Origin of the sequence: Neorhizobium huautlense, assembly GCF_002968575.1 — a bacterium.
Lineage (GTDB): Bacteria > Pseudomonadota > Alphaproteobacteria > Rhizobiales > Rhizobiaceae > Neorhizobium > Neorhizobium huautlense.
This window is the reverse complement of sequence record NZ_PVBM01000003.1, coordinates 1-19,753: the sequence shown is the minus strand read 5'-3', so window position 1 is coordinate 19,753 and position 19,753 is coordinate 1. Positions and strand designations below refer to the sequence as shown.

The following is a 19,753-nucleotide window of genomic DNA, read 5'->3' as shown; positions in this document are numbered from 1 at the left end:
CCGGGCCGCGTCTGCTTGTTTCGCCCCATGACATCGTCGGCCGCCCGGATCAAGGGGCAGGCGCGGCGAAACCGCTTGTCGCGCCGGGAAAAAAAGGCTTTCCGCCTGCGGCCGAACCTTCCGTTTTTTCCCCGTCACGACCCCTTGACCCGTCCGACCGCCCGCCGCGGGGCGGGCTTTCGCCCGAGGGGGCTTGCCCTTCGGGTGGCAACCGCAACCAACGGAGACAGACAATGACCGACTACGCAAACTTCATCCGCTTCGGTGAAAACAACACCCTTCGGGCCGAAGAAGGTTGCGGTCAGGCAAGTTCGCTCGGTGCTGTGCTCGGCGCGAACGAGCTTTTCCGTTCCGCTCAGATCCTGATCGAGCAGACGACGATTTCCAAAGGCGGAAGCCCCGCTTATCTCGTGTATGGCGCGATCCTGATCGTCTATTTCGCATTGTGCTGGAGCATATCGGCGCTTGGCGCAAGGCTCGAAAGGCATTTCGCGCGGCCATACCGGAAGGAGACGCGTAGGTCTCTCAAAGCTGAGCGGTTGAAGGGCGTGACCGGCGCATCTATTTCCCGATAAATTACTTCCAAGTTTCAAAATGAATCCGGCTACAGCTGGATGCGCATCTCAGTGACTGCGTCGAACAGGCTAAGTCCTGCCAACTCCGCGCGCAGGTAGACACCGTCTCCGGCCTTTGAAGAGAACCGCGACGGCAACCGTGCGACAACGGCTTGATCCCCGACTCGTACGGTTACGATTGTGTCTGGGCCGGTTGGTTCAATGACGTCAATTGTCCCCGTCAGCATCGAGCCTGTAACGTCGGCTATTTTCAACTCCTCAGGTCTGATCCCGAGAACGGCTGCTTTCGCGCGGAAAATCTCGCCGGAAGACATTGGGGCCTCTACGCGGACGCCGGGCGCCTCGAAACGTGCAAGACGACCATCTGAAGTCAATGTTCCCGTCACGAAATTCATCGGGGGCGAGCCAATGAATCCGGCGACAAACATATTGGCCGGTTTTTCATAGATCGTCTGGGGGTCCGCAAACTGCTGGATGTAGCCGCCCTTCATGACAGCCACTTTGGTGCCGAGTGTCATGGCTTCGATCTGGTCGTGCGTGACGTACACGACGCTCGTGCCGAGTCTTCCATGAAGCCGCTTGATCTCGGTACGCATTTCGGCGCGGAGCTTCGCATCAAGATTTGAAAGCGGTTCATCGAAAAGGAACAAGTCGGGATTGCGTACGATGGCACGGCCCATGGCAACGCGCTGTCGTTGCCCGCCGGACAGATTGGCGGGCCGTCTGTCGAGCAGATGCGAAATCTGCAGGAGGTCTGCCGCCTTCTTGACCGCAGCACTGCGTTCAATGCCGTTGATACCGCGCATCTCCAGGCCGAACCCGATATTCCGTTCGACCGTCATCGTTGGATAGAGCGCATAGGACTGGAAAACCATTGCGATATTGCGGTCTTTCGGGGCGAGCTCGACAACCGAACGGCCATCGATGCGGATATCGCCCGCCGAGATGTCGTCGAGCCCGGCGATCAGGTTGAGGAGTGTAGATTTTCCGCAGCCGGACGGGCCAAGGAGAACGAGGAAACCTCCGTCTTCAAGCTCCACATCGATCCCGTGCAGGACCTGAAGGCCACCGTAGGATTTTTGAACGTTCTGAAGAGACAATGTCGCCATAGCGGTGTCCTTAGCCTTTGATGGCGCCGGCCGTCAGGCCCTGCACCATCACGCGCTGCACGAGCGCAAACATCAACATGACCGGTAGAATGCTGAGTATCCCCCCGGCGGCGAGCACGCCCCAGGGGAGCTGAAACTCGCCAACCATCAACTGGAGGCCAACCGGCCAGGTCCGGGAGCCCTGTCCGGTCGTCAGCATCAGTGCAAACAGGAACTCGTTCCACGCGGCGATTGCGACAAAGATCGAACTCGCCACCAAACCGTTTCTGGCGAGGGGGATCACGATCCAGAGCATGGCGCCAAAGCGGGTGGAGCCGTCGATCCGCGCGGCACTTTCTAGCTCCTTCGGCGCTGCATCGAAAAAGCCCTTCAGCATCCAGACGAATAGAGGCAGCAGGAAACTCGTATAGGCGAGGGCGAGACCAATGCGGCTGTCGATCAGTCCGACGGATCGAAGCACGACGTAGAGCGGGATGATCATCATGACCGCCGGGAACATGCGCACGACCAGATATCCGAGCATCAGCGTGTTGCGACCTTTGAAAGTGTAGCGGGAAAACGCGTATGCAGCGAGCGTTCCTGTCGCGAGACAAACAATGACGGTGATGAGGGTGACGATGAAACTGTTGCCGATAAGCACCGGAAAGCTGGATTGGGTCCAGATCGCGACATAGTTCTGGAAGGTGATCCGGTTGGGGATATACTGCATTGTCTGGGTAACGATGTCCGCTTCAAGTTTCAGCGAGGTCAAAAACATCCAGGCAATCGGTCCGATGCAAAACAGCGACATGGAAACCAGAACAAAATAGGTGAGAATGTCAGCAGCCATTCGCCTGCTGCGGCGGGTTGCAGCCATGATCTACTCCCGACCTATCTTGGAAAGGCGGATGTAGGCGTAGGCGAATACCATCAGGATCACGAACATCACGACCGACAATGCCGATGCATATCCGAAGTTGAAGTCCTTGTAGGCCGTCTGGAAGGCATAGAGCGACAGGACTTGTGTCGCGTCGCCCGGGCCACCACCGGTCAGGATGAGCAGAAGATCCGGCGAGTTGACGAGGCTGATGACGCGCAGGATCACGGCGGCCGCGATGACCGACTTCAGCATCGGGACGGTAATCAGCCTGAACTCAGCGATTGGCCCGGCACCATCCACTGCGGCGGCTTTGTAAAGATCCTGCGGGATCCCTTTCAAGCCGGCAAGCAACAGCAGGGCGAAGAATGGAAAACCGTGCCAGGCTTCAACAAAGATTGTCGCGGCGAGCGCGGTGTTCGGATCGGCGAACCAGGCTTTGTAGCTGTTCAATATGCCGATGCGGACAAGGATGTCGTTGATGACACCCAGGCGCGGGTCCAGCAGCAGCGCCCACATATGGCCGGCGACGACATTCGGAAGGAAGTAGGGTACCAGGATCAGGACTGCAAAGATCCCGGTCCCCGGCACATTGCGATTCAAAGCCGTGGCAGCGATGAAACCCAATCCCAGTTCCAGCACCACCGCGAAGGTCACCCAGAGCACGGTGTTCTTGAGAGCGACCCAAAACACCGGATCATCGATCATCACAAGGTAATGTTTGAACCCGACCCAGCCATTGAGGCCTGGCCGAGTCAGCCGCATTTCGCGAAAGCTGATCGCCATGCCGTAGATGGTCGGGTAGGCGATCACGAGCAATATGATCACCAGGCTCGGCAAAAGGAGCAGGTAGATCCAGTATCGCGTCTCGGAGAGCTCCCCAATCATCCCGGTTTTGGGAAGATGAGATCCAGTATCCATTCAATCCTCGGCTTTCGCGCCGTTCCTTCAGAAGACGGGGAGAGGGCGCAAGGCGCGCCCTCGTCTTGGATTAGCGCATTGCTGCGTCGAGACCCTTGATCATCCTGTCGACTGCATCAGTCGGTTTGGACTGACCGGTCAAAACGGACTGGAATGCAGGATTGACGACGTTTTCCGACCAACCCGCTGCGCCGACAAAAGTATTGGGCAAGCGCCCGAAATCGAGCGTCTTGACTGCCGCGTCATAGATCTTGTTCGACGTCAGGCGTGGATCCTGTAGGGCCGCGGTCGAGGCGGGGAAATATCCGGTTGCCTCAAGCAGCGCGATCGCCGCTTCCGGCTCCCCCCAGAAGCTGACCCACTGCCAGGCGTCCTCGATATTGTCTTCCTTCATGACGCCATTGCCCGCATAGGCGACGCGGGCAATCTGCGCCCTGGGTCCTGCCGGCATCGGGGCTGTCTGAAACTGGGTGCCTTGCTTCAGTGCACCGGAAATCTCGCTCAACGATCCGGTGTGATGCCAGACCATCGCCGTCTGGCCGGTCCTGAAGGCCTCCATGATTTGACGATAGCTGTCGTTCGGCGCACTCGGCGGCACGACCTTTTCCTTGACGAAGAGGTCGGAATAGAATGTCACCGCTTCGATCGCTGCCGCGCGGTCGATGGCAGGCTTACCGTCTTTGACGATCGGTGAGCCGAAGGCTTCCATCACGTCGATCACGTATTTGAAAGCGCCAGCGCCGCCGCGCATGCTGAAAGCGTAGCGCCCCTTGGATGGGTCGGTCAGTTTACGGGCGGCCTGAACGAACTCGTCAAAGTTCTTCGGCGGCCCTGAAAGGCCGGCTTGCTCGAAATAGTCGGCGCGATAATACATCCAGTCGACGAATGTGAATGCGGGCACCGCATAGATCTTGCCGTCCTGAGACAGGCCTTTCCAACGATTATCAGGAAAGTTCGATTTTCCGGGCCAGGCTTTGACCCGCGCGCTGAGGTCGACAAGACCATTCATGGCCACGAGATCGGCGAAACGTTCGGTGATCACCATACCGGTATCGGGCTTGCCGCCCGCAACAACAGCGGAGGATACCTTCGCCATATATTCCGAATTCGGAATGCCTTCCTGTGTGACCTTCGTGCCGGGATATTTCGCCTGGAAGAGGGAGATGATCTTCGCGAGACCCTCCATCTCCGACTGGCTGGCAAAGTGATGCCAGTAGTTGATTGCCCCGGCGGCACGCGCAGTGCCCATCTGACTTGCCAACGCCATTGCCGTCGCACCAGCCATAAGCTCTCTACGATTCAGCTGCATATCCATCCCTCCCAGAAATATCAGAATATCGTTCTGATCGATCAGTTGGTGATTGGATAACACCATTCCAATGCAGGCGCAACTGCTGCTTTGACCTGCGGCGACTGTATCAGATTAGGCCGAGGTTTCTTTGAACTGCAGCTTGGAAATGGGCAACCAAGGCTGCTTCCGCCGCATCGGCATTGCGTTTGCTGCAGGCCTCGAGAATGTCCAGATGCTCGCCGATCGTGCGCCGGATGATCGGGGGCGTCAGCTTTCGGTCCAGTCTCAAGAGACGCAGGTAATTATGCATGCGGCGGTATGTTGTCTCGATGAGGGGATTGCGTAACGCCCGAATGATACTGCTGTGCAGTTCGATCTCCAGAGCGTCGAGTTCTTCCAGCATTTCGGACGTAAGGATGCCTTTCTCGGTGGCGCGGGCCAGCCGGGAATGGCGCACTTCCAGCATTGCCATGAGATGTTCGTCGCCTTCTTCGGCGAAAACCCGTACGGCCGCGCGTTCGATGATGATGCGAAACTGGTATGTCGAACGCGTCAGCTCCATTCCTGGACGGACGAACTGGATGCCTGACCTTGGATGGATCGTCAGGATCCCCTCTGCCTCCAGCATCCGCAAGGCGTCGCGCAACGGTGCGACAGGTACATTGACGATTGCGGACAGCTCGTTTTGCGAGATGAATGCGCCAACCGGAACGCGACGATCAAAGAGACCTTCAAGGATTCGATCATAAGCGACGTCGCTCATGCGTTGCGTCGCGGGGGATTGATCGTTGCTCGGTTTTGCCTTTAGCGCCACTTGCGGCTACTCCGTTCATTTGCTAGCGGTAAGCACCTGATAGATCAGACATCGATTATAATCGATCAGAGGGCAACCGTGATGACACTTTCTCATTTCCGTATAACGCGTTTTCAGTTCGCCCGCGACAGGGTAATTGGCGATAGCCAGGTTCGTGCGGATGACACCAACGTCGCCGCACTGGAGCTGATTTCAGAAAGCGGCGAAGTCGGTCTCGGCTTTATCCAGACGCTGTTCACGGCTCTGCCGGATCAGGCGGAAATCGAGAGCATCTTTGAGCGGGAAGTTTGGCCGGGGCTGGCAGGACAGAAAGCGATCGCTCTCGTCCATCGCGTGAACCGCCCGCGCGGCGGAAATCAACGGGCGTTTTCACTGCCTTTCGGCGAGGCCATCCAGGTTGCGCTGTGGGATCTTGCCGCAAAGGAAGCAGGATTGCCCCTGCATGTGCTGCTGGGAAGTCGCCGAAACCGGGTTCGAGCCTATGCCTCAGGCCTCGACTTCCACCTGAGCGACGATGATTTTGTAAAACTATTCAGATATGCCGCCTCGCAGGGTTATGAAGCCTTCAAGATTAAGGTCGGTCACACGGATTTCGCGCGGGACATGCGACGCCTGGAACTTCTCAAGTCATGCGTGCCAGCCGGATCCAAGGTGATGATCGATCCAAATGAGGCCTGGAATTCCAAGGAAGCCTTGATGAAGCTCGAGGCAATCCGGGCTGCCGGCCACGAGTTGCTTTGGGTGGAGGATCCGATCCTTCGTCATGACTATGAAGGGCTACGCACCCTTCGCCATGCCGTAAGCTGGACACAAATCAATTCCGGCGAATATCTTGACGTTCATGGCAAGCGGCTCCTGCTGGAAGCGTTTGGTGCAGACATTCTCAACGTCCATGCCTTCGTCACGGATGTGATGCGCATCGGCTGGCTTGCTGCCGAGCTCGGGATTCCTGTCACCATCGGAAACACATTCCTTGAGGTAGGCGTGCATATGGCCGTGGCGCTGCCGGAGGTCGAATGGCTGGAATATTCATTCCAGAACTTTGACCATCTGGTGGAACGGCCTATCGAGATTCGGGACGGATATGCCTATGCGCCCGACAGGCCTGGCCATGGTCTCGTGCTTTCCAATAGTGCGCGCGAGAAATGGGCTCGTCCAAAGCGCCTGGAGCGAGGGGAGCTCGGCGCCGCACCGGCCAATCCTCGCCTTCCGGTCTTCGGAGGCGTCGCATGAGCGGAAAACTCGATGGGAGGACTGTTTTCGTTACCGCCGCTGCACAGGGAATTGGACGAGCAACGGCGCTGGCGTTTGCGTCCGTCGGCGCAAAAGTTCATGCGACCGATATCAACCCAGACCTCATCCAGCAACTGAACGGTATCCCCGGTATCCGGGCAAGCGTGCTTGATGTTCTCGATAGTGGCGCGGTTGCGGCCGCCATCGGCGATATTGGCCGGGTGGATGTTCTCTTCAATTGCGCCGGGATCGTGCACGATGGATCGGTACTGGATATGGCTGAGGGTGATCTGGACTTTGCGTTCGAGCTGAACGTGAAAGCGATGGTGCGCACCACCCGCGCGGTTCTGCCCGGCATGATCAATGCGAAATCGGGCTGTATCATCAACATGGCGTCTGTTGCATCCAGCATCAAAGGCGTCCCGAACCGCTTCGCCTACGGAACGACCAAGGCCGCTGTCATCGGCATGACCAAGTCGATCGCCGCCGACTACGTGGCGCAGGGGATACGGTGCAATGCCATTTGCCCGGGTACCGTTGATAGTCCGTCCCTTCATCAGAGGCTTCAGGCCACGGGTGACTACGACAATGCTCTTGCAAACTTCATTGCGCGTCAGCCTCAGGGCCGTTTGGGAGCGGCAGAGGAAATCGCCGATCTCGCGGTCTACATCGCCGGGGCGACTTACACGACCGGACAAGCCTTCGCGATTGATGGTGGCTGGACGATCTGACCCTCCTTTTCGACGCAATTTAAACAGTTTGGCGAACAACGAAACTGATGCGCGTTGGTGAGCTGGGTCAGGAGAAGCCGGCCGGCGGGTTGCAGGTTCGTATCGGTTCAAGGCGACCGAACACCTACTAAGTTGGGTCCTGTTGGAGCACGCCCTTTAGGGTGCTTACGAATGTCTGCGCGGCGAGCGACAGTGGCCTGCGTTTGGGCAAGATCATACCGACGGATACGGGAATTCGCGGCTCGAACTGACGGACGACAATGTGGTCCAGTTCGTTCGCGTCCCATACAGAGAACTGGTCGACGAGGGCCACACCTCGGCCCCGCTCTACCAGCCGCCGGATGAGCTGGCTTTGATTGGAAATCAGAGTATTCGACGGCCGCACTCCCTCGTCGGACAGCGATCGGAAGATCGCCGCGCCGAAAGGCACCGAGCGGGGATAGGTTACAAATGGCTGATCGGCAATGTCACTCGCCAGAATGATACGATGCTGGGCGAGCATGTGGTCGGGCGGCATGATACAAACCATTGAGGAGGTCTTCAGCGTCTGCGTCATCAGGTCGGGTTCGTGTTCGGGATGGTGCACCAGTCCAAAGTCGTAGTTCCCGCGGCTGACATAGGAGTGGATCTTGTCGGAATCGAGCAGGTCGACCTGGACCTGAATGCCGGGATAGAGGTTGTTGAAACGCTCGACCGCCATCGGGATGAGGGCTGTGCTGAAGGCCGACAGGATGCCGATATTCACATAGCCTTGGGCCATGGCGGTGAGGTCAAGCGACAGGCTTTCGAAAACCGTCAACTCTTCCATCAGGCGCGTGGCATGCGAGAAAAGGAGTTCGGCCTCCGGCGTCGGACGCAGCCTTCCCGCACTCCGTTCAAAGAGCCTCACACCTGCAAAATCCTCCAGCTGCTTCAGGGACTTGCTGGCATTCGGCTGGGTGGTGTGGAGCACCAGCGCTGCCTCAGTTACCGAGCCCGTCTTCATAAAGGCGGCCAGTGTGTCGAGATGTCTAAGCTTGATCCGTCGCATGACCCGCGCCTCCGTGACATTCCATTTTGGAATGGAAAGCTCGAATAATTGAATTTTACAAGATGCGCTAGCGGATTTTAGATCATGTCCATGACAGGCAAGGCGTCGGCGTGAAGCCGCAGCCACAATGCAGAAGACCAGAGCATCATGGGCAATATCAGGGTCGGCATCGATGTCGGCGGCACCTTCACGGACTTTACGGTCCTCGACGACGAAACGGGGAGCATGCGGCACTTCAAGGTGTCATCGACGCCGCATGATCCGTCGGAAGCCATTGAGATTGGCATTGCAGATTTCGGTGAACGTGGGCTTCGGTCGTCCGACGTCGTGCATTTCGGTCATGGCACCACGGTCGCGACCAACATGGTCATTGAGCGTCGTGGCGGCAAGACCGGCCTGCTGACCACCGAAGGCTTCCGCGACGTGCTGGAGATCGGCCGCCAGACCCGTCCCGACCTCTTCGACATGAGCGTTCGCAAGCCCGATCCGCTGGTCGTGCGCCCGCTGCGTCTTGAAGTTTCCGAGCGTCTCGGTCCTGACGGTGAAGTCATCGTGCCGCTGGATGAGGCTGGTGTTGAAGCTGCTGCCAGGCGTTTTAAGGAAGAAGGCGTGGAAGCGGTCGCGATCGGCTTCCTTCATTCCTACCGCAACCCGGCTCACGAACAACGCGCGGCCGTGATCATTCGCCAGCATCTGCCGGCCGTCTTCATTTCTCTGTCGAGCGATGTTCTGCCGGAGTTCCGCGAATACGAGCGTATCTCCACCACGGTCATGAATGCCTATCTCATGCCACGCATGGATGGATATCTCGAACGTTTCATGGCCCGGTCGCGCAAGGCGGGCGTCGAAGCAAAGCCCTATACCATTCATTCGAACGGTGGACTGATGTCGACCGAGACGGCGCGCAACTATCCGGTTCGCACCTGCCTTTCCGGTCCGGCAGCCGGGGTCGTCGGGGCGTCACTGGTGGGCAAAGCTGCGTCCTTCCTCGATGTCATCACCTATGATGTCGGCGGCACCTCGACTGACGTCGCATTGATCGCCGGCGGCAGGCCGGCCTATTCCACCGACCGCGACGTCGCCGGTTATTCCATTCGCTGCCCGATGGTTGACGTGCATGTCATCGGTGCCGGCGGTGGTTCGATCGCCTGGCTGGACGATGCCGGCGGCCTGAAGGTCGGTCCACAGAGTGCCGCCGCAGTTCCGGGACCCGCCGCCTACGGCAAGGGCGGAACGGACGCAACGATCTCCGACGCCAATATCGTGCTGCAGCGGCTCAATCCGGTGGCCTTGCTCGACGGCGCCATGCCGGTCGACCGCGAAGCCGCCCTCAAGGCCGTCGGCGCGGTGGCCGAAAGGATCGGCCGTTCCGTCGAGGATACGGCCTGGGGTATCATCCGCATCGCCGTCGCCAACATGGCCCGCGCGATACGTGCTGTGTCCATGGACAGGGGCCATGACCTCAAGTCCTTCGCGCTGATGGCGTTCGGCGGCGCTGGTCCGCTGCATTCTTCGTTGGTGGCCGCAGAGACCGGGCTGAATACCGTCATCATCCCGGAATCCCCTGGCACGATGTGCGCCCGCGGCGTGCTGCTGTCCGATGTGACGTGCGATTTCGTCTCCACACAGATCAAGCGGGTCGAGGATGATGCCTGGCCCGACATCACGTCGGCGGTCGAAGGCCTGCAAGTGCAGGCGAGGGAATGGCTGGAGGCAGAAACCATACCTGATGAGAAACGTGCGCTTCAGCATATCGCGGAAGCTCGTTATGCCGGCCAGAACCACGAAATCCGCGTCGAGGGCATTCTATCAACTGCGGAAGATTTCACTGATCGTTTCGCCGAAGCGCACCGCGTCGTTTATGGTTATGCGCTCGAAAATCACCCAGTCGAGATCGTCAACCTGCGCGTCCAGGCGATCGGCCACGCCGGCGGACCGCTCCAGATGGTCGAGGGCGCTGCAGGCTCCATGAAGGACGCCATAGTCGGCGAGCGCGAGGTCTATATCGATCCGCAGGCCGGATGGCAGACCGTGCCGGTCTACAAGCGTTCGGCCATGCCGCAGGGAGAGACTTTCTCAGGCCCTGCGATCGTCGAGGAGCTCACCTCCACGACCTACGTGGTTCCCGGCCAATCCGGCGTCGTCGATGCCTATGGCAACATCATTCTCAGCTTTGTGAAGGACCGTGCGTGATGCAGCAGCACGTCAAACCACCCCGCGAATTCGACCCCATCGAAATGGAGGTCTACTCCAACCGGTTCATGTCGATTACCGACGAAATGGGGTTGAGCCTGGTGCGCTCGTCCTTCTCGACCAATATCAAGGAACGAAAGGATTGCTCAGTTGGCCTCTTCGATGGCCGTGGCCGTCTGATCGTCCAGGCGTCGCATATCCCGGTGCATCTCGGCTCGTTGCAGGGCGGCGTCGCGGCGGTGCTCGAAAACTACAGGCTCGAGGACATCAAGCCGGGCGATGCATTCATCTGTAACGACCCTTATCTCGCCGGCGGTTCGCACACGCCTGATATCTCGATCCTGACACCTGTTTTCTACGAAGGCCGGCTCTGCTTCTTCGCCGCCAACCTCGGCCATCATTCGGATGTCGGCGGCGGCGTTCCCGGCTCCTGCGATCCCAGCCAAACCAGCATCTTCGCCGAAGGGATCCGCATTCCGGTGCTGAAAATCGCCCGTGAGGGCATGCTGGACGAGCAGATCGTCAAGCTTATCAGCACCAACAGTCGTGATCCGCTGGAACGTATTCTCGACCTCAAGGTGCAGATCGCCACCAATGCGATCGGCCAGCGCAAGCTGGTGGCGCTCGCCGATCAGTTCGGCATCGCCACCGTCGAAAAGGCGATCGACGACCTGATCGCCTATTCGGAAAGCCGGCTGCGCAAGCGCATCGGCGATCTTCCGGATGGCACCTACAGGGGGGAAGCCCTCATCGATGGCGATGGCGTAGGATTCGATCCTTGCCGCATCCAGGTCGCCATAAAGGTGGAAGGTGATGGCATCACCTTCGATTTCACCGGCACCGACATTCAGGCGCGAGGTGCGGTCAACATTCCCAAGACTGCCCTCGACGCCACCTGTTACTACACGATCAAGGCGCTGCTCGATCCGGCTCTGCCGCCGAACGAGGGCATGGCGCTTCCCGTGACGATCGTTGCGGAAGAGGGCACGCTGGTGCGTCCGAGATTCCCGGCCGCGGTCGGTATTCGCTCGACCAGTTGCCAGCGTGTCGTCCGCGCCATCTTCCAGGCTTTCGCCGATGTTCTGCCGAGGGAAAAGGTGTTTGCCTCCTCGGCCGACATGAATGCGACGATGATCTTCTTCGGCCCGCACAAGACGCGCGAAGGCAGTTTCGTCTACCTCGAAACCGTCGGCGGCGGTGCGGGCGCAAGCCTTGAGCATGACGGCATGAACGGCATTCAGGTGCATATCACCAACACCTCGAACCTGCCGGCCGAAGCGCTCGAAATCGAATATCCGCTGATGGTGCGCCGTTATGCGCTCGCCACCGGCTCGGGTGGCGAAGGCCAGACGACGGGCGGCATGGGCATCGTCCGCGAGGTGGTCGCGATGACGGACGGGGTCCGGGCAAATGCCTCCTGCGAAGGTCTGCGCACTCCGGCTGACGGCGTTTTCGGCGGCGGCCCGGGCGAGGTCGCCCGGCTAAAATTCGCGAGTGCCGACGGGACGGTCAAGGAATACGACATCTCGATCACCAACATCCTGATGAACCGCGGGGACAGCCTGTTCCTGCAAACGCCGGGCGGCGGCGGCTTCGGCCGTGCTTCCTGAATTCCCTTTGGAGAATGAATAACATGGCTCTCGAAAACCTGACGCCGAGCGACGAACAGATCAAGTCCGCTCCGAACCCCAACTACCTCGAAGGGGACTATCTGAAGGGCGTCCTGGAGATGACCTTCCGCGACGGCAACCCGGTTGCCAAAAAGCTGGTCGATGAAATCTTCTCGTCGCGCCAGATCGACTCTATCTATCTCGTCGGTGCCGGCGGCTCGAATTCCTATATCGAGCCGGTCAAATACATCCTCGACAAATATTGCGACCTCAGGATCGAGCGCATCAACTCGACGGAACTCGAAACGCGACGTCCGAAACCCGTCAACGAAAAGGCTGTCGTGCTCCTCACATCCCATAACGGCGAGACCGAGGATACCGTCGTCGCGGCCCGTTGGGCGAAGACCACCGGCGCCATCACCGTGGCGCTGACCTCCGGTCATGACAGCGGCCTAGCGAGGATCTGCGACTACCTGCTGCCCTACAGCAAGGAATTGCCGGGCATGCCGAAGACGATGATCGCCTATCTCTTCGCCGCCCATTTCCTGAAGCGCCTCGGCAATCCGGTCGGCGCCCAGCTCATTGCCGATCTCGAGGCGATGCCTGCCAAGCTGCACGACATCAAGAATGCCGAGCGCGAGCGGGGCATGGAACTCGCCCGCCGCTACAAGGACGAGAACATCTACTACGTCCTTTCGAGCGGCATCCTGTCGGCGCTGAATTACCAGTATTCGATCTGCATCTTCAACGAGATGCTGTGGCTCGACGCCTCCGACATCCATTCGGGCGAATTCCGCCACGGTCCGTTCGAGGTCGCCGACCCGGAGATGGCCTATGTCTTCCTGATGGACAATGGCGAGAACCGCAAGATCGACCAGCGGGCGCTGAAGTTCACCCGCCGCGTCACGGACAAGATCATCACCTTCGATGCCGGCCGCTATGGGGATGTCTCGCCGCTGCTGTCGCCTTTCGTGATAGGCGTCACTTGGTACTGGTTCGCCCATACGCTTTCGGTCCTGCGCGAGCATCCGCTCAGCGTTCGTCGCTACATGTGGAAAGTCGATTACTGATGACGAAGACATCCGCCGACATAACCCTTTATTCGGGCGTGAGAATTTCGCCCCGGGTCGGGCTGCGCGATCGGCGGATGTCTTATCCGTCTCGGCCTCGCATTACAGAAAGGCGGTCGGGGAATGATGACGCCTGACAGGACATATTCGAGCTTCAAAGTCCTTGGACTGGGCGACAATGTCGTCGACCGCTACCTAAATGCGGGTAAGATGTACCCGGGCGGCAATGCTCTCAATTTTTCAGTCTACGCCAGGATGCTCGGCGCGGACGCGGCCTTTCTCGGCACGTTCGGCACGGATGCGGCCGGTCGCCACGTGCGCTCCACTCTCGAAGAATTGGCCATTCCAACAACACTCTGCCGGATTGTAGACGGCGAGAACGGCCATGCGGACGTGCGCGTCGTTGATGGAAACCGCGAGTTCGTGTTTTCCAACAGGGGCGGCGTTGCCCGGGAAAATCCCTTCACGCCGAGCCAAACCGATCTCGACTATATCGCCGGTTTCCGGCTCGTGCACACGAGCTGCTATAGCCATCTCAATCTGCACCTAGCGGCCTTGAGGAACGCAAGTGCGTTACTATCCTATGACTTTTCCTATCGGTGGCAGGTGGACGAACTGATAGGGCCGGTCACGCCACATATTGATTTCGCGGCATTTTCGGCAGGCGACATCGGTTGCGAGCGCGGTCTTGAAGCCTTGCGACAAGCCGTTTCCAACGGCTGCAGTCTGGCTCTGGCGACCTTTGGACCGGAAGGCGCCACGGCCTATAACGGCGTCGACTTCATTTCCGTCTTGCCAAAACCCGCCAATGTCGTCGATACGCTCGGCGCCGGCGACGCGTTCATCACGGCAACACTGCTGTCGCTGCTCGCGGCAGGCTGGACGCGCGGCAACCGGCCTTCCGCAGACGCCATTGCGATTGCCATGGAAAAGGGCCGCCAATTTGCAGCCGAAATCTGCGGGATCGACGGCGCATTCGGCCATGCGGCTCCCATCACCGCCAACGAACAGGTCTGAGAGGAGGCTAAATGCTCGAAGTCAGAAACCTCTCGATCGCCTTCAAGACCAGCACCGGGCTAAAGTCCGCTGTGCGCAATATCGATTTCACGATCGAGCCGGGAGCAATCCTCGGACTGGTCGGAGAAAGCGGCAGCGGCAAGACGATCACGTCGCTTGGCGTGATGGGCCTTCTTCCGCCCAACGCGGTGGTCACCAGCGGCGAGGTCCTGGTAGACGGGATCGATATCCTGAAGCTGCCGCCGGGGGACCTGCGCAAGCTGCGTGGGCGCCATATCGCCATGATCTTCCAGGATCCGATGGCGTCGCTCGATCCAATCTTCACCTGCGGCGACCAGATCGCCGAAGCGATCCTTCTGCATGAGCCCATCGGACGCGCGAATGCACGCCGGAAGGCACGCGAACTGCTGGAAAAAGTCCTGATCCCCGATCCCGATCGCGCCATGCGTTCCTATCCGCACGAACTGTCCGGCGGCCAGTGCCAGCGCATCATGATCGCCATGGCAGTCGCTTGCCGGCCGCGCATCATCATCGCCGACGAACCCACCACTGCGCTCGACGTCACGGTGCAGAAGCAGGTGCTCGAACTGCTCCGCGAACTGAACGAGGAAGTCGGCGCGGCGATCCTGCTGATCACCCACGATCTCGGCGTCATCTACGAAGTCGCCGACCGCGTCGTGGTCATGTATGCCGGCGACAAGATGGAGGAGGCGTCGACCGCCGATCTCTTTGCCGCCCCCCAAAGCGATTACTCCAGGGCGCTGATCGATTCCATGCCGTCGCTTGGCCGCGAGGCTGAACGGCTGCCGGTGATCGAGCGCGATCCGTCCGGAAGAGTGCGCAGTGTCCGGCCCGAGCCGCGCCCCCGACCGACATCCGCCGGGCCGGTCCCGCCTGAAGGTGATCGCCCGCTTCTCGAGATCCGTGATCTCTGCAAGTCCTACTGGGTAAAACCTTCGCCTCTCGCCATGCCGGTCGAGATGCGCGCCGTTGATCGCGTCAGCCTGTCGGTCGCACCCCGCACGACGCTTGGCCTCGTCGGCGAATCCGGTTGCGGCAAGAGCACGCTTTCTCGTGCTGTCATCAGGCTCTACAAGCCCGATTCCGGCCAGATCCTGTTCAAGGGCGAGGACATTGCAGCGCTTTCGGACAAGGAGATGCGGCCTTTCCGGCGCGAGATCGCCATGGTCTTCCAGAATCCCTACGGTTCGCTCAACCCACGCCAGACGGTCGCCCAGCTCATCGAGGCGCCGATGGTGATCTTCGCCGACGGTGATGCGATAAAGCGCCGGAGACGGGTCCTCTCGCTGCTCGAAGCCGTTGGCCTGTCCGCCACGGCGGCCCAGAAATATCCGCATGAATTCTCGGGCGGGCAGCGGCAGAGAATTGCCATCGCCCGGGCGCTTGCCCTCAACCCGTCGCTCGTCATCTGCGATGAAGCCGTCTCCGCACTCGACGTCTCCGTCCAGGCACAGGTGCTGAACCTGCTCAAAGACCTGCAGGCGGAGTTCGAACTGACCTACCTCTTCTCTCCCACGACCTTTCGGTTGTCGAACATGTCAGTGACACGGTCGCGGTCATGCAGAAGGGCAGGATCGTGGAATACGGATCTGCCGCCGAGATCTTCGGCAATCCTAGGGAGCCCTATACCCGCATCTTGCTGGATGCCGTGCCGACCGTCGGTTCGATGCGCGGCGGAAAGGTGGCCACATGAACGCGTCGATCGCAGGGGCTCTGCTCCTTGTTGCGCGAAAGCTCCTGACGGCCATCGTCCAGCTTCTCGTCGTCGCCACCCTGATCTTCTCCGTCATGTACATCATGCCGGGCGACCCCGTGCTTTTGCTGCTCGGTGCCGACAGCAATCCATCGCCGGAGGCGATCGCCTCGATGCGCAGCCAGCTTGGCCTCGACCAGCCGGTGCTGTCCCAATATTTCGTCTGGCTCTGGAACGCCCTGCATCTCGATTTCGGCAAGTCGCTGACCAATGGTTATCCGGTTGCCAATTACGTGATGCAGAACCTGCCGCGCACGCTCGAGCTCGCATTTGCGGCGATCATCATTGCCGCACTCATCGGCGTTCCGCTCGGCATCGCAGCCGCACTCAAGCGGGGCAGCACGCGCGATACGGTGCTGACTTCGATCGCGACGATCGGCATATCGGTGCCGGTTTATATCATGGGCACGCTGCTGGTGTTGTTCTTCAGCTTGAAGCTCGGCTGGCTTCCGGCAAGCGGCTATACGGATATATCGCGCAACATGCTGGAGCATTTCCGCAAGCTGGCCCTGCCGGCCCTCGCTTTGGGCTTCGGCTTGGCAGCGTCGATCGCCCGCATGACGCGCTCCTCCATGCTGGAAATCCTCGGCCGCGATTTCGTCCGCGCGCTACGTGCCAAGGGGATGCCTGAACGGCGGATCATCTGGCAGCACGTGCTGCGCAATGCCGCGATCCCGATCGTCACGATCATCGGCCTGCAGCTCGGCAACCTCATGGGCGGCACGGTTCTCGTCGAGGCCATGTTCAACTGGCCTGGCCTCAGCACGCTGCTCGTCGGGGCGGTATCGGCGCGCAACTATCCTCTGGTACAGGGGGCGATGCTGGCGATCGCGGCCGCCTTCATCCTGATCAACCTGGTGGTGGAGCTGCTCTACAGCCTGCTTGACCCGCGTATCCGGAGGAAACGCTCGTGATCCCCGAGGCAATTCTTCGCGCGTCCCGCAACCAGCCTTCCTTCCTTGCCAGCATCGTCCTGCTTGTCGCAGTCATTTTCATTGGTGTCTTCGGCAACTGGTTGGCCCCGCAGGACCCGTTTCTGCTCAATCCGCAGACGGTCAATCAGAGCAGTTCCGCAGCCCACTGGCTGGGCACCGACGAATTCGGCCGCGATCTGCTAAGCCGCCTGCTGATCGGGGTCCAGCCGACCCTGCTGGTGGCGATCGGCGCGACGGTTATCGCCGGGATTTTCGGAACCATGATCGGCATCGCGGGCGCCTATGGCCGGCCGCTAATCGCATTCCTCATCATGCGCAGCGTAGATATCATGCTGAGCTTTCCGCCCATCCTTCTGGCACTCTTGGCGGTCGGGTTCTGGGAAAGCGGGATCTTCAGTCTCGCCGTCGTCATTGGTGTTCTCTACATCCCGCATTTCGCCCGCGTCGCGCACGCCGCAACGCTGCAGGTCTCGCGCATGGAGTTCATGGAGGCTGAACACGCGATGGGCGCCTCAGCCCGCCGCGTCGTCTTCACCGCCATCCTGCCGAACATCCTGTCGCCGCTGGTGGTCCAGGCGACGTTGACGGTCGCCGCCGCCATCCTTCTGGAATCTGGCCTGAGCTTCCTCGGCCTCGGCATCGTGCCGCCAGAACCTTCCTGGGGCCAGATGATCGGAACCGCGCGCGGCTATCTCGGCCAGAACCCAATGTATGTGATCTGGCCGTCCCTTCTTCTCGCCCTGACGGTGCTTGCCATCAACGTGGTGGGCGACCGCCTGCGCGACATTCTCGATCCACGCCTCAGGGAGGAGTAACGGACATGGCAATTTCGCATCGACAACCACAATCAAAGAAGGGGTACAGCATGAAAAGGAAGATCTTCGGGCTCGTCTTGGCCCTGTCATATAGTGCCTTCGCTCAGCAGGCGCTGGCCGATGGCGGTACTCTCTATTTCGGTATTTCCGGCGAGCCGTCGACGCTGGAAAGCACCATCAACGCTGGCACGCCGGCGCGAACCATCCGGCTTGCGATCCATCGCGGCCTCTTCAACTACGGCGCCGACGGCAAGCTCTCGCTCGAACTCGCCGAGAGCTACAACGTCGCCCCTGATGCACTCCACTATACGCTCAAGCTGCGCGACGCGAAGTTCCATGACGGCTCTCCGGTCACCTCGGCGGACGTCAAGGCGTCCATCGAGCGCATGACCGCCAAGGACAGCAAGGCGACTTATAGAAACGAACTCGGCGTCATTCAATCGATCGAGACGCCGGACCCCAAGACGGTGAAGCTGGTGCTCTCCAAGCCGTTCGTGCCGTTGGTCCACTATCTGGCGCTCCCGGAATCGGCGATCATCCCGGCGGCCTGGATCGAGGCGCATGGTACCGATCCGAACGCCGCGCCGGTTGGAGCAGGCCCCTTCAAGTTCGTCAACTGGGAGCGCGGCCGCGAGCTGACGGTCGAGAAGTTCGACGGCTACTACAAGAAGGGCAAGCCGCATCTCGATGACATTCACTATGTCTTCTACGGCGATGAAAATACCCGGGTGAATGCGCTGAAGTCCGGCGACGTCGATATCATCGACTACGTTCCTTGGAAGGATGCCGGCTCGATCGAGGGCAGCTCGGACCTGAAGCTGGCCAGTACCACCGGCCCGTTCATGATGCTGCAGTTCAACACCAAGTTCGAACCATTCTCGAAGCCGGAAGTGCGGCAGGCGATTTCCTATGCGATCGACCGTGCAACCGTGATCAACACCGCCTTCAACGGCCGCGGTACTCCGCTGTTCGGCATCGCGATCCCGGAAGGTTACATGGGGTATTCGAAGGAAAAGGCGAACTTCTTCAAGTATGACATCGCAAAGGCCAAGGAACTGCTCGCCAAGGCAGGTTATCCGAACGGTTTCGAAGCCCGGCTGCTCTCCACCTCGCAATATGGCTTCCACAACAACACCGCGATCGCTGTGCAGGCCGAGCTTGCCAAGATCGGCATCAACGCGAGGCTCGATCTTCCCGACTGGTCGGGCCGTATCGCCAAGAACAATGCCGGCGACTATGACTTCCTGGTTGCAGGTACTGCCGGGGACATTGCGGACCCCGATTGGCTCAGCAACTTCTTCTATGGTGGCCAGCAGCTGGTACGGCTTAACAACTCCGCCTACTTCAATGACACAGTGATCAACGACCTTCTCGATAAGGGACGTGTCACGCTCGACGCCGGCGAGCGCGAGAAGATCTACGGCCAGTTCGTGGATCGTGCTCTCGAACAATCGCCGTTCGTTTATCTGATGTGGCGCGACCAAAGTTTTGGGCTCAGCAAGAAGGTCAAGGGCTTTACCAACATCCCAGGTTTTCTCACGTTCCAATCCGGCATTACCGTCGAGAATGTCGAACTGGAGTGATCCGGAGAACGTTCATTTTCAGATCCTATCGATAGCACCAGGAGCGGGATGTCTAATCCCGCTCTTATATGTTGTGCGCCCAGCATGGGCGCATTCTTGTGGGTGGAAGTCCCACCGTAAGCTGGTCATGGCGAGCGAAGTGAAGCGCAACTGCGGAAGGGCGACCGACCGTGGGGAGGAAGCGTGGATCGAACCT

General features: G+C 59.7%; 17 protein-coding genes and 1 pseudogene. 12 read left to right on the top strand and 6 right to left on the bottom strand.

The features are described from left to right. Nucleotides 1–233: 233 nt before the first annotated feature. The gene (locus C5L12_RS28545) at nt 234–575 is read left to right on the top strand and encodes a hypothetical protein (RefSeq protein WP_205839303.1); all 342 of its coding nucleotides are present in this window, start codon (nt 234–236) and stop codon (nt 573–575) included. A 29-nt stretch (nt 576–604) separates the two neighbouring features. On the opposite strand, the gene C5L12_RS04025 is transcribed toward C5L12_RS28545, so the two are convergent. The 5 genes from C5L12_RS04025 to C5L12_RS04005 form a co-directional block, all read right to left on the bottom strand. Beyond that, entirely contained in the window at nt 605–1,684 is a 1,080-nt protein-coding gene (locus C5L12_RS04025) for an ABC transporter ATP-binding protein (protein ID WP_105370750.1), read from the bottom strand. Nucleotides 1,685–1,694: 10 nt separating this feature from the next. Beyond that, nucleotides 1,695–2,540, bottom strand: a complete 846-nt coding sequence (locus C5L12_RS04020) for a carbohydrate ABC transporter permease (RefSeq protein WP_105370749.1) — start codon at nt 2,538–2,540, stop codon at nt 1,695–1,697. A 3-nt stretch (nt 2,541–2,543) separates the two neighbouring features. Next, nucleotides 2,544–3,461 carry a carbohydrate ABC transporter permease gene (locus C5L12_RS04015; protein WP_105370748.1) on the bottom strand — a complete coding sequence of 306 codons (918 nt, stop codon included), beginning with the start codon at nt 3,459–3,461 and terminating at the stop codon, nt 2,544–2,546. Between the two features lie 70 nt (nt 3,462–3,531). Further along, entirely contained in the window at nt 3,532–4,770 is a 1,239-nt protein-coding gene (locus C5L12_RS04010; protein WP_105371034.1) for an ABC transporter substrate-binding protein, read from the bottom strand. Nucleotides 4,771–4,879: 109 nt separating this feature from the next. Further along, nucleotides 4,880–5,515 carry a GntR family transcriptional regulator gene (locus C5L12_RS04005; protein WP_105370747.1) on the bottom strand — a complete coding sequence of 212 codons (636 nt, stop codon included), beginning with the start codon at nt 5,513–5,515 and terminating at the stop codon, nt 4,880–4,882. Nucleotides 5,516–5,647: 132 nt separating this feature from the next. Here C5L12_RS04005 and C5L12_RS04000 point away from each other — a divergent pair, with 132 nt between their 5' ends. Then, on the top strand, nt 5,648–6,799 hold the full coding sequence (locus tag C5L12_RS04000; RefSeq protein ID WP_105370746.1) for a mandelate racemase/muconate lactonizing enzyme family protein: 1,152 nt from the start codon (nt 5,648–5,650) through the stop codon (nt 6,797–6,799). Then, nucleotides 6,796–7,530, top strand: a complete 735-nt coding sequence (locus C5L12_RS03995) for an SDR family oxidoreductase (protein WP_105370745.1) — start codon at nt 6,796–6,798, stop codon at nt 7,528–7,530. The genes C5L12_RS04000 and C5L12_RS03995 overlap by 4 nt, the downstream gene beginning before the upstream one ends. 127 nt (nt 7,531–7,657) lie before the next feature. Here C5L12_RS03995 and C5L12_RS03990 read toward each other — a convergent pair whose 3' ends face one another. Next, nucleotides 7,658–8,560, bottom strand: a complete 903-nt coding sequence (locus tag C5L12_RS03990) for a LysR family transcriptional regulator (RefSeq protein WP_105370744.1) — start codon at nt 8,558–8,560, stop codon at nt 7,658–7,660. 147 nt (nt 8,561–8,707) lie between these two features. Here C5L12_RS03990 and C5L12_RS03985 point away from each other — a divergent pair, with 147 nt between their 5' ends. The 9 genes and pseudogenes from C5L12_RS03985 to C5L12_RS03950 all read left to right on the top strand — a co-directional run bounded on the left by C5L12_RS03985 (nt 8,708) and on the right by C5L12_RS03950 (nt 19,557). Then, complete coding sequence (locus C5L12_RS03985) at nt 8,708–10,753, top strand: hydantoinase/oxoprolinase family protein (protein ID WP_105370743.1); 2,046 nt, start codon at nt 8,708–8,710, stop codon at nt 10,751–10,753. Beyond that, the gene (locus tag C5L12_RS03980; RefSeq protein WP_105370742.1) at nt 10,753–12,363 is read left to right on the top strand and encodes a hydantoinase B/oxoprolinase family protein; all 1,611 of its coding nucleotides are present in this window, start codon (nt 10,753–10,755) and stop codon (nt 12,361–12,363) included. Before C5L12_RS03985 ends, C5L12_RS03980 begins: the two co-directional genes overlap by 1 nt. A 23-nt stretch (nt 12,364–12,386) precedes the next feature. Next, entirely contained in the window at nt 12,387–13,433 is a 1,047-nt protein-coding gene (locus C5L12_RS03975; protein WP_157948984.1) for an SIS domain-containing protein, read from the top strand. 123 nt (nt 13,434–13,556) lie between these two features. After that, complete coding sequence (locus tag C5L12_RS03970) at nt 13,557–14,450, top strand: fructoselysine 6-kinase (protein ID WP_105370740.1); 894 nt, start codon at nt 13,557–13,559, stop codon at nt 14,448–14,450. Between the two features lie 11 nt (nt 14,451–14,461). Further along, nucleotides 14,462–15,922: pseudogene (locus C5L12_RS03965) on the top strand (dipeptide ABC transporter ATP-binding protein); the annotation flags it as partial. A gap of 107 nt (nt 15,923–16,029) precedes the next feature. After that, nucleotides 16,030–16,164 (top strand): ABC transporter ATP-binding protein, encoded by a 135-nt coding sequence (locus C5L12_RS28680; RefSeq protein ID WP_245422756.1) that lies wholly within the window; start codon nt 16,030–16,032, stop codon nt 16,162–16,164. After that, the gene (locus C5L12_RS03960; protein ID WP_105370739.1) at nt 16,161–17,138 is read left to right on the top strand and encodes an ABC transporter permease; all 978 of its coding nucleotides are present in this window, start codon (nt 16,161–16,163) and stop codon (nt 17,136–17,138) included. The genes C5L12_RS28680 and C5L12_RS03960 overlap by 4 nt, the downstream gene beginning before the upstream one ends. Then, nucleotides 17,135–17,974 carry an ABC transporter permease gene (locus C5L12_RS03955; protein ID WP_105370738.1) on the top strand — a complete coding sequence of 280 codons (840 nt, stop codon included), beginning with the start codon at nt 17,135–17,137 and terminating at the stop codon, nt 17,972–17,974. Before C5L12_RS03960 ends, C5L12_RS03955 begins: the two co-directional genes overlap by 4 nt. 50 nt (nt 17,975–18,024) lie before the next feature. Then, nucleotides 18,025–19,557 carry an ABC transporter substrate-binding protein gene (locus C5L12_RS03950; protein ID WP_245422755.1) on the top strand — a complete coding sequence of 511 codons (1,533 nt, stop codon included), beginning with the start codon at nt 18,025–18,027 and terminating at the stop codon, nt 19,555–19,557. Nucleotides 19,558–19,753: the final 196 nt, after the last annotated feature.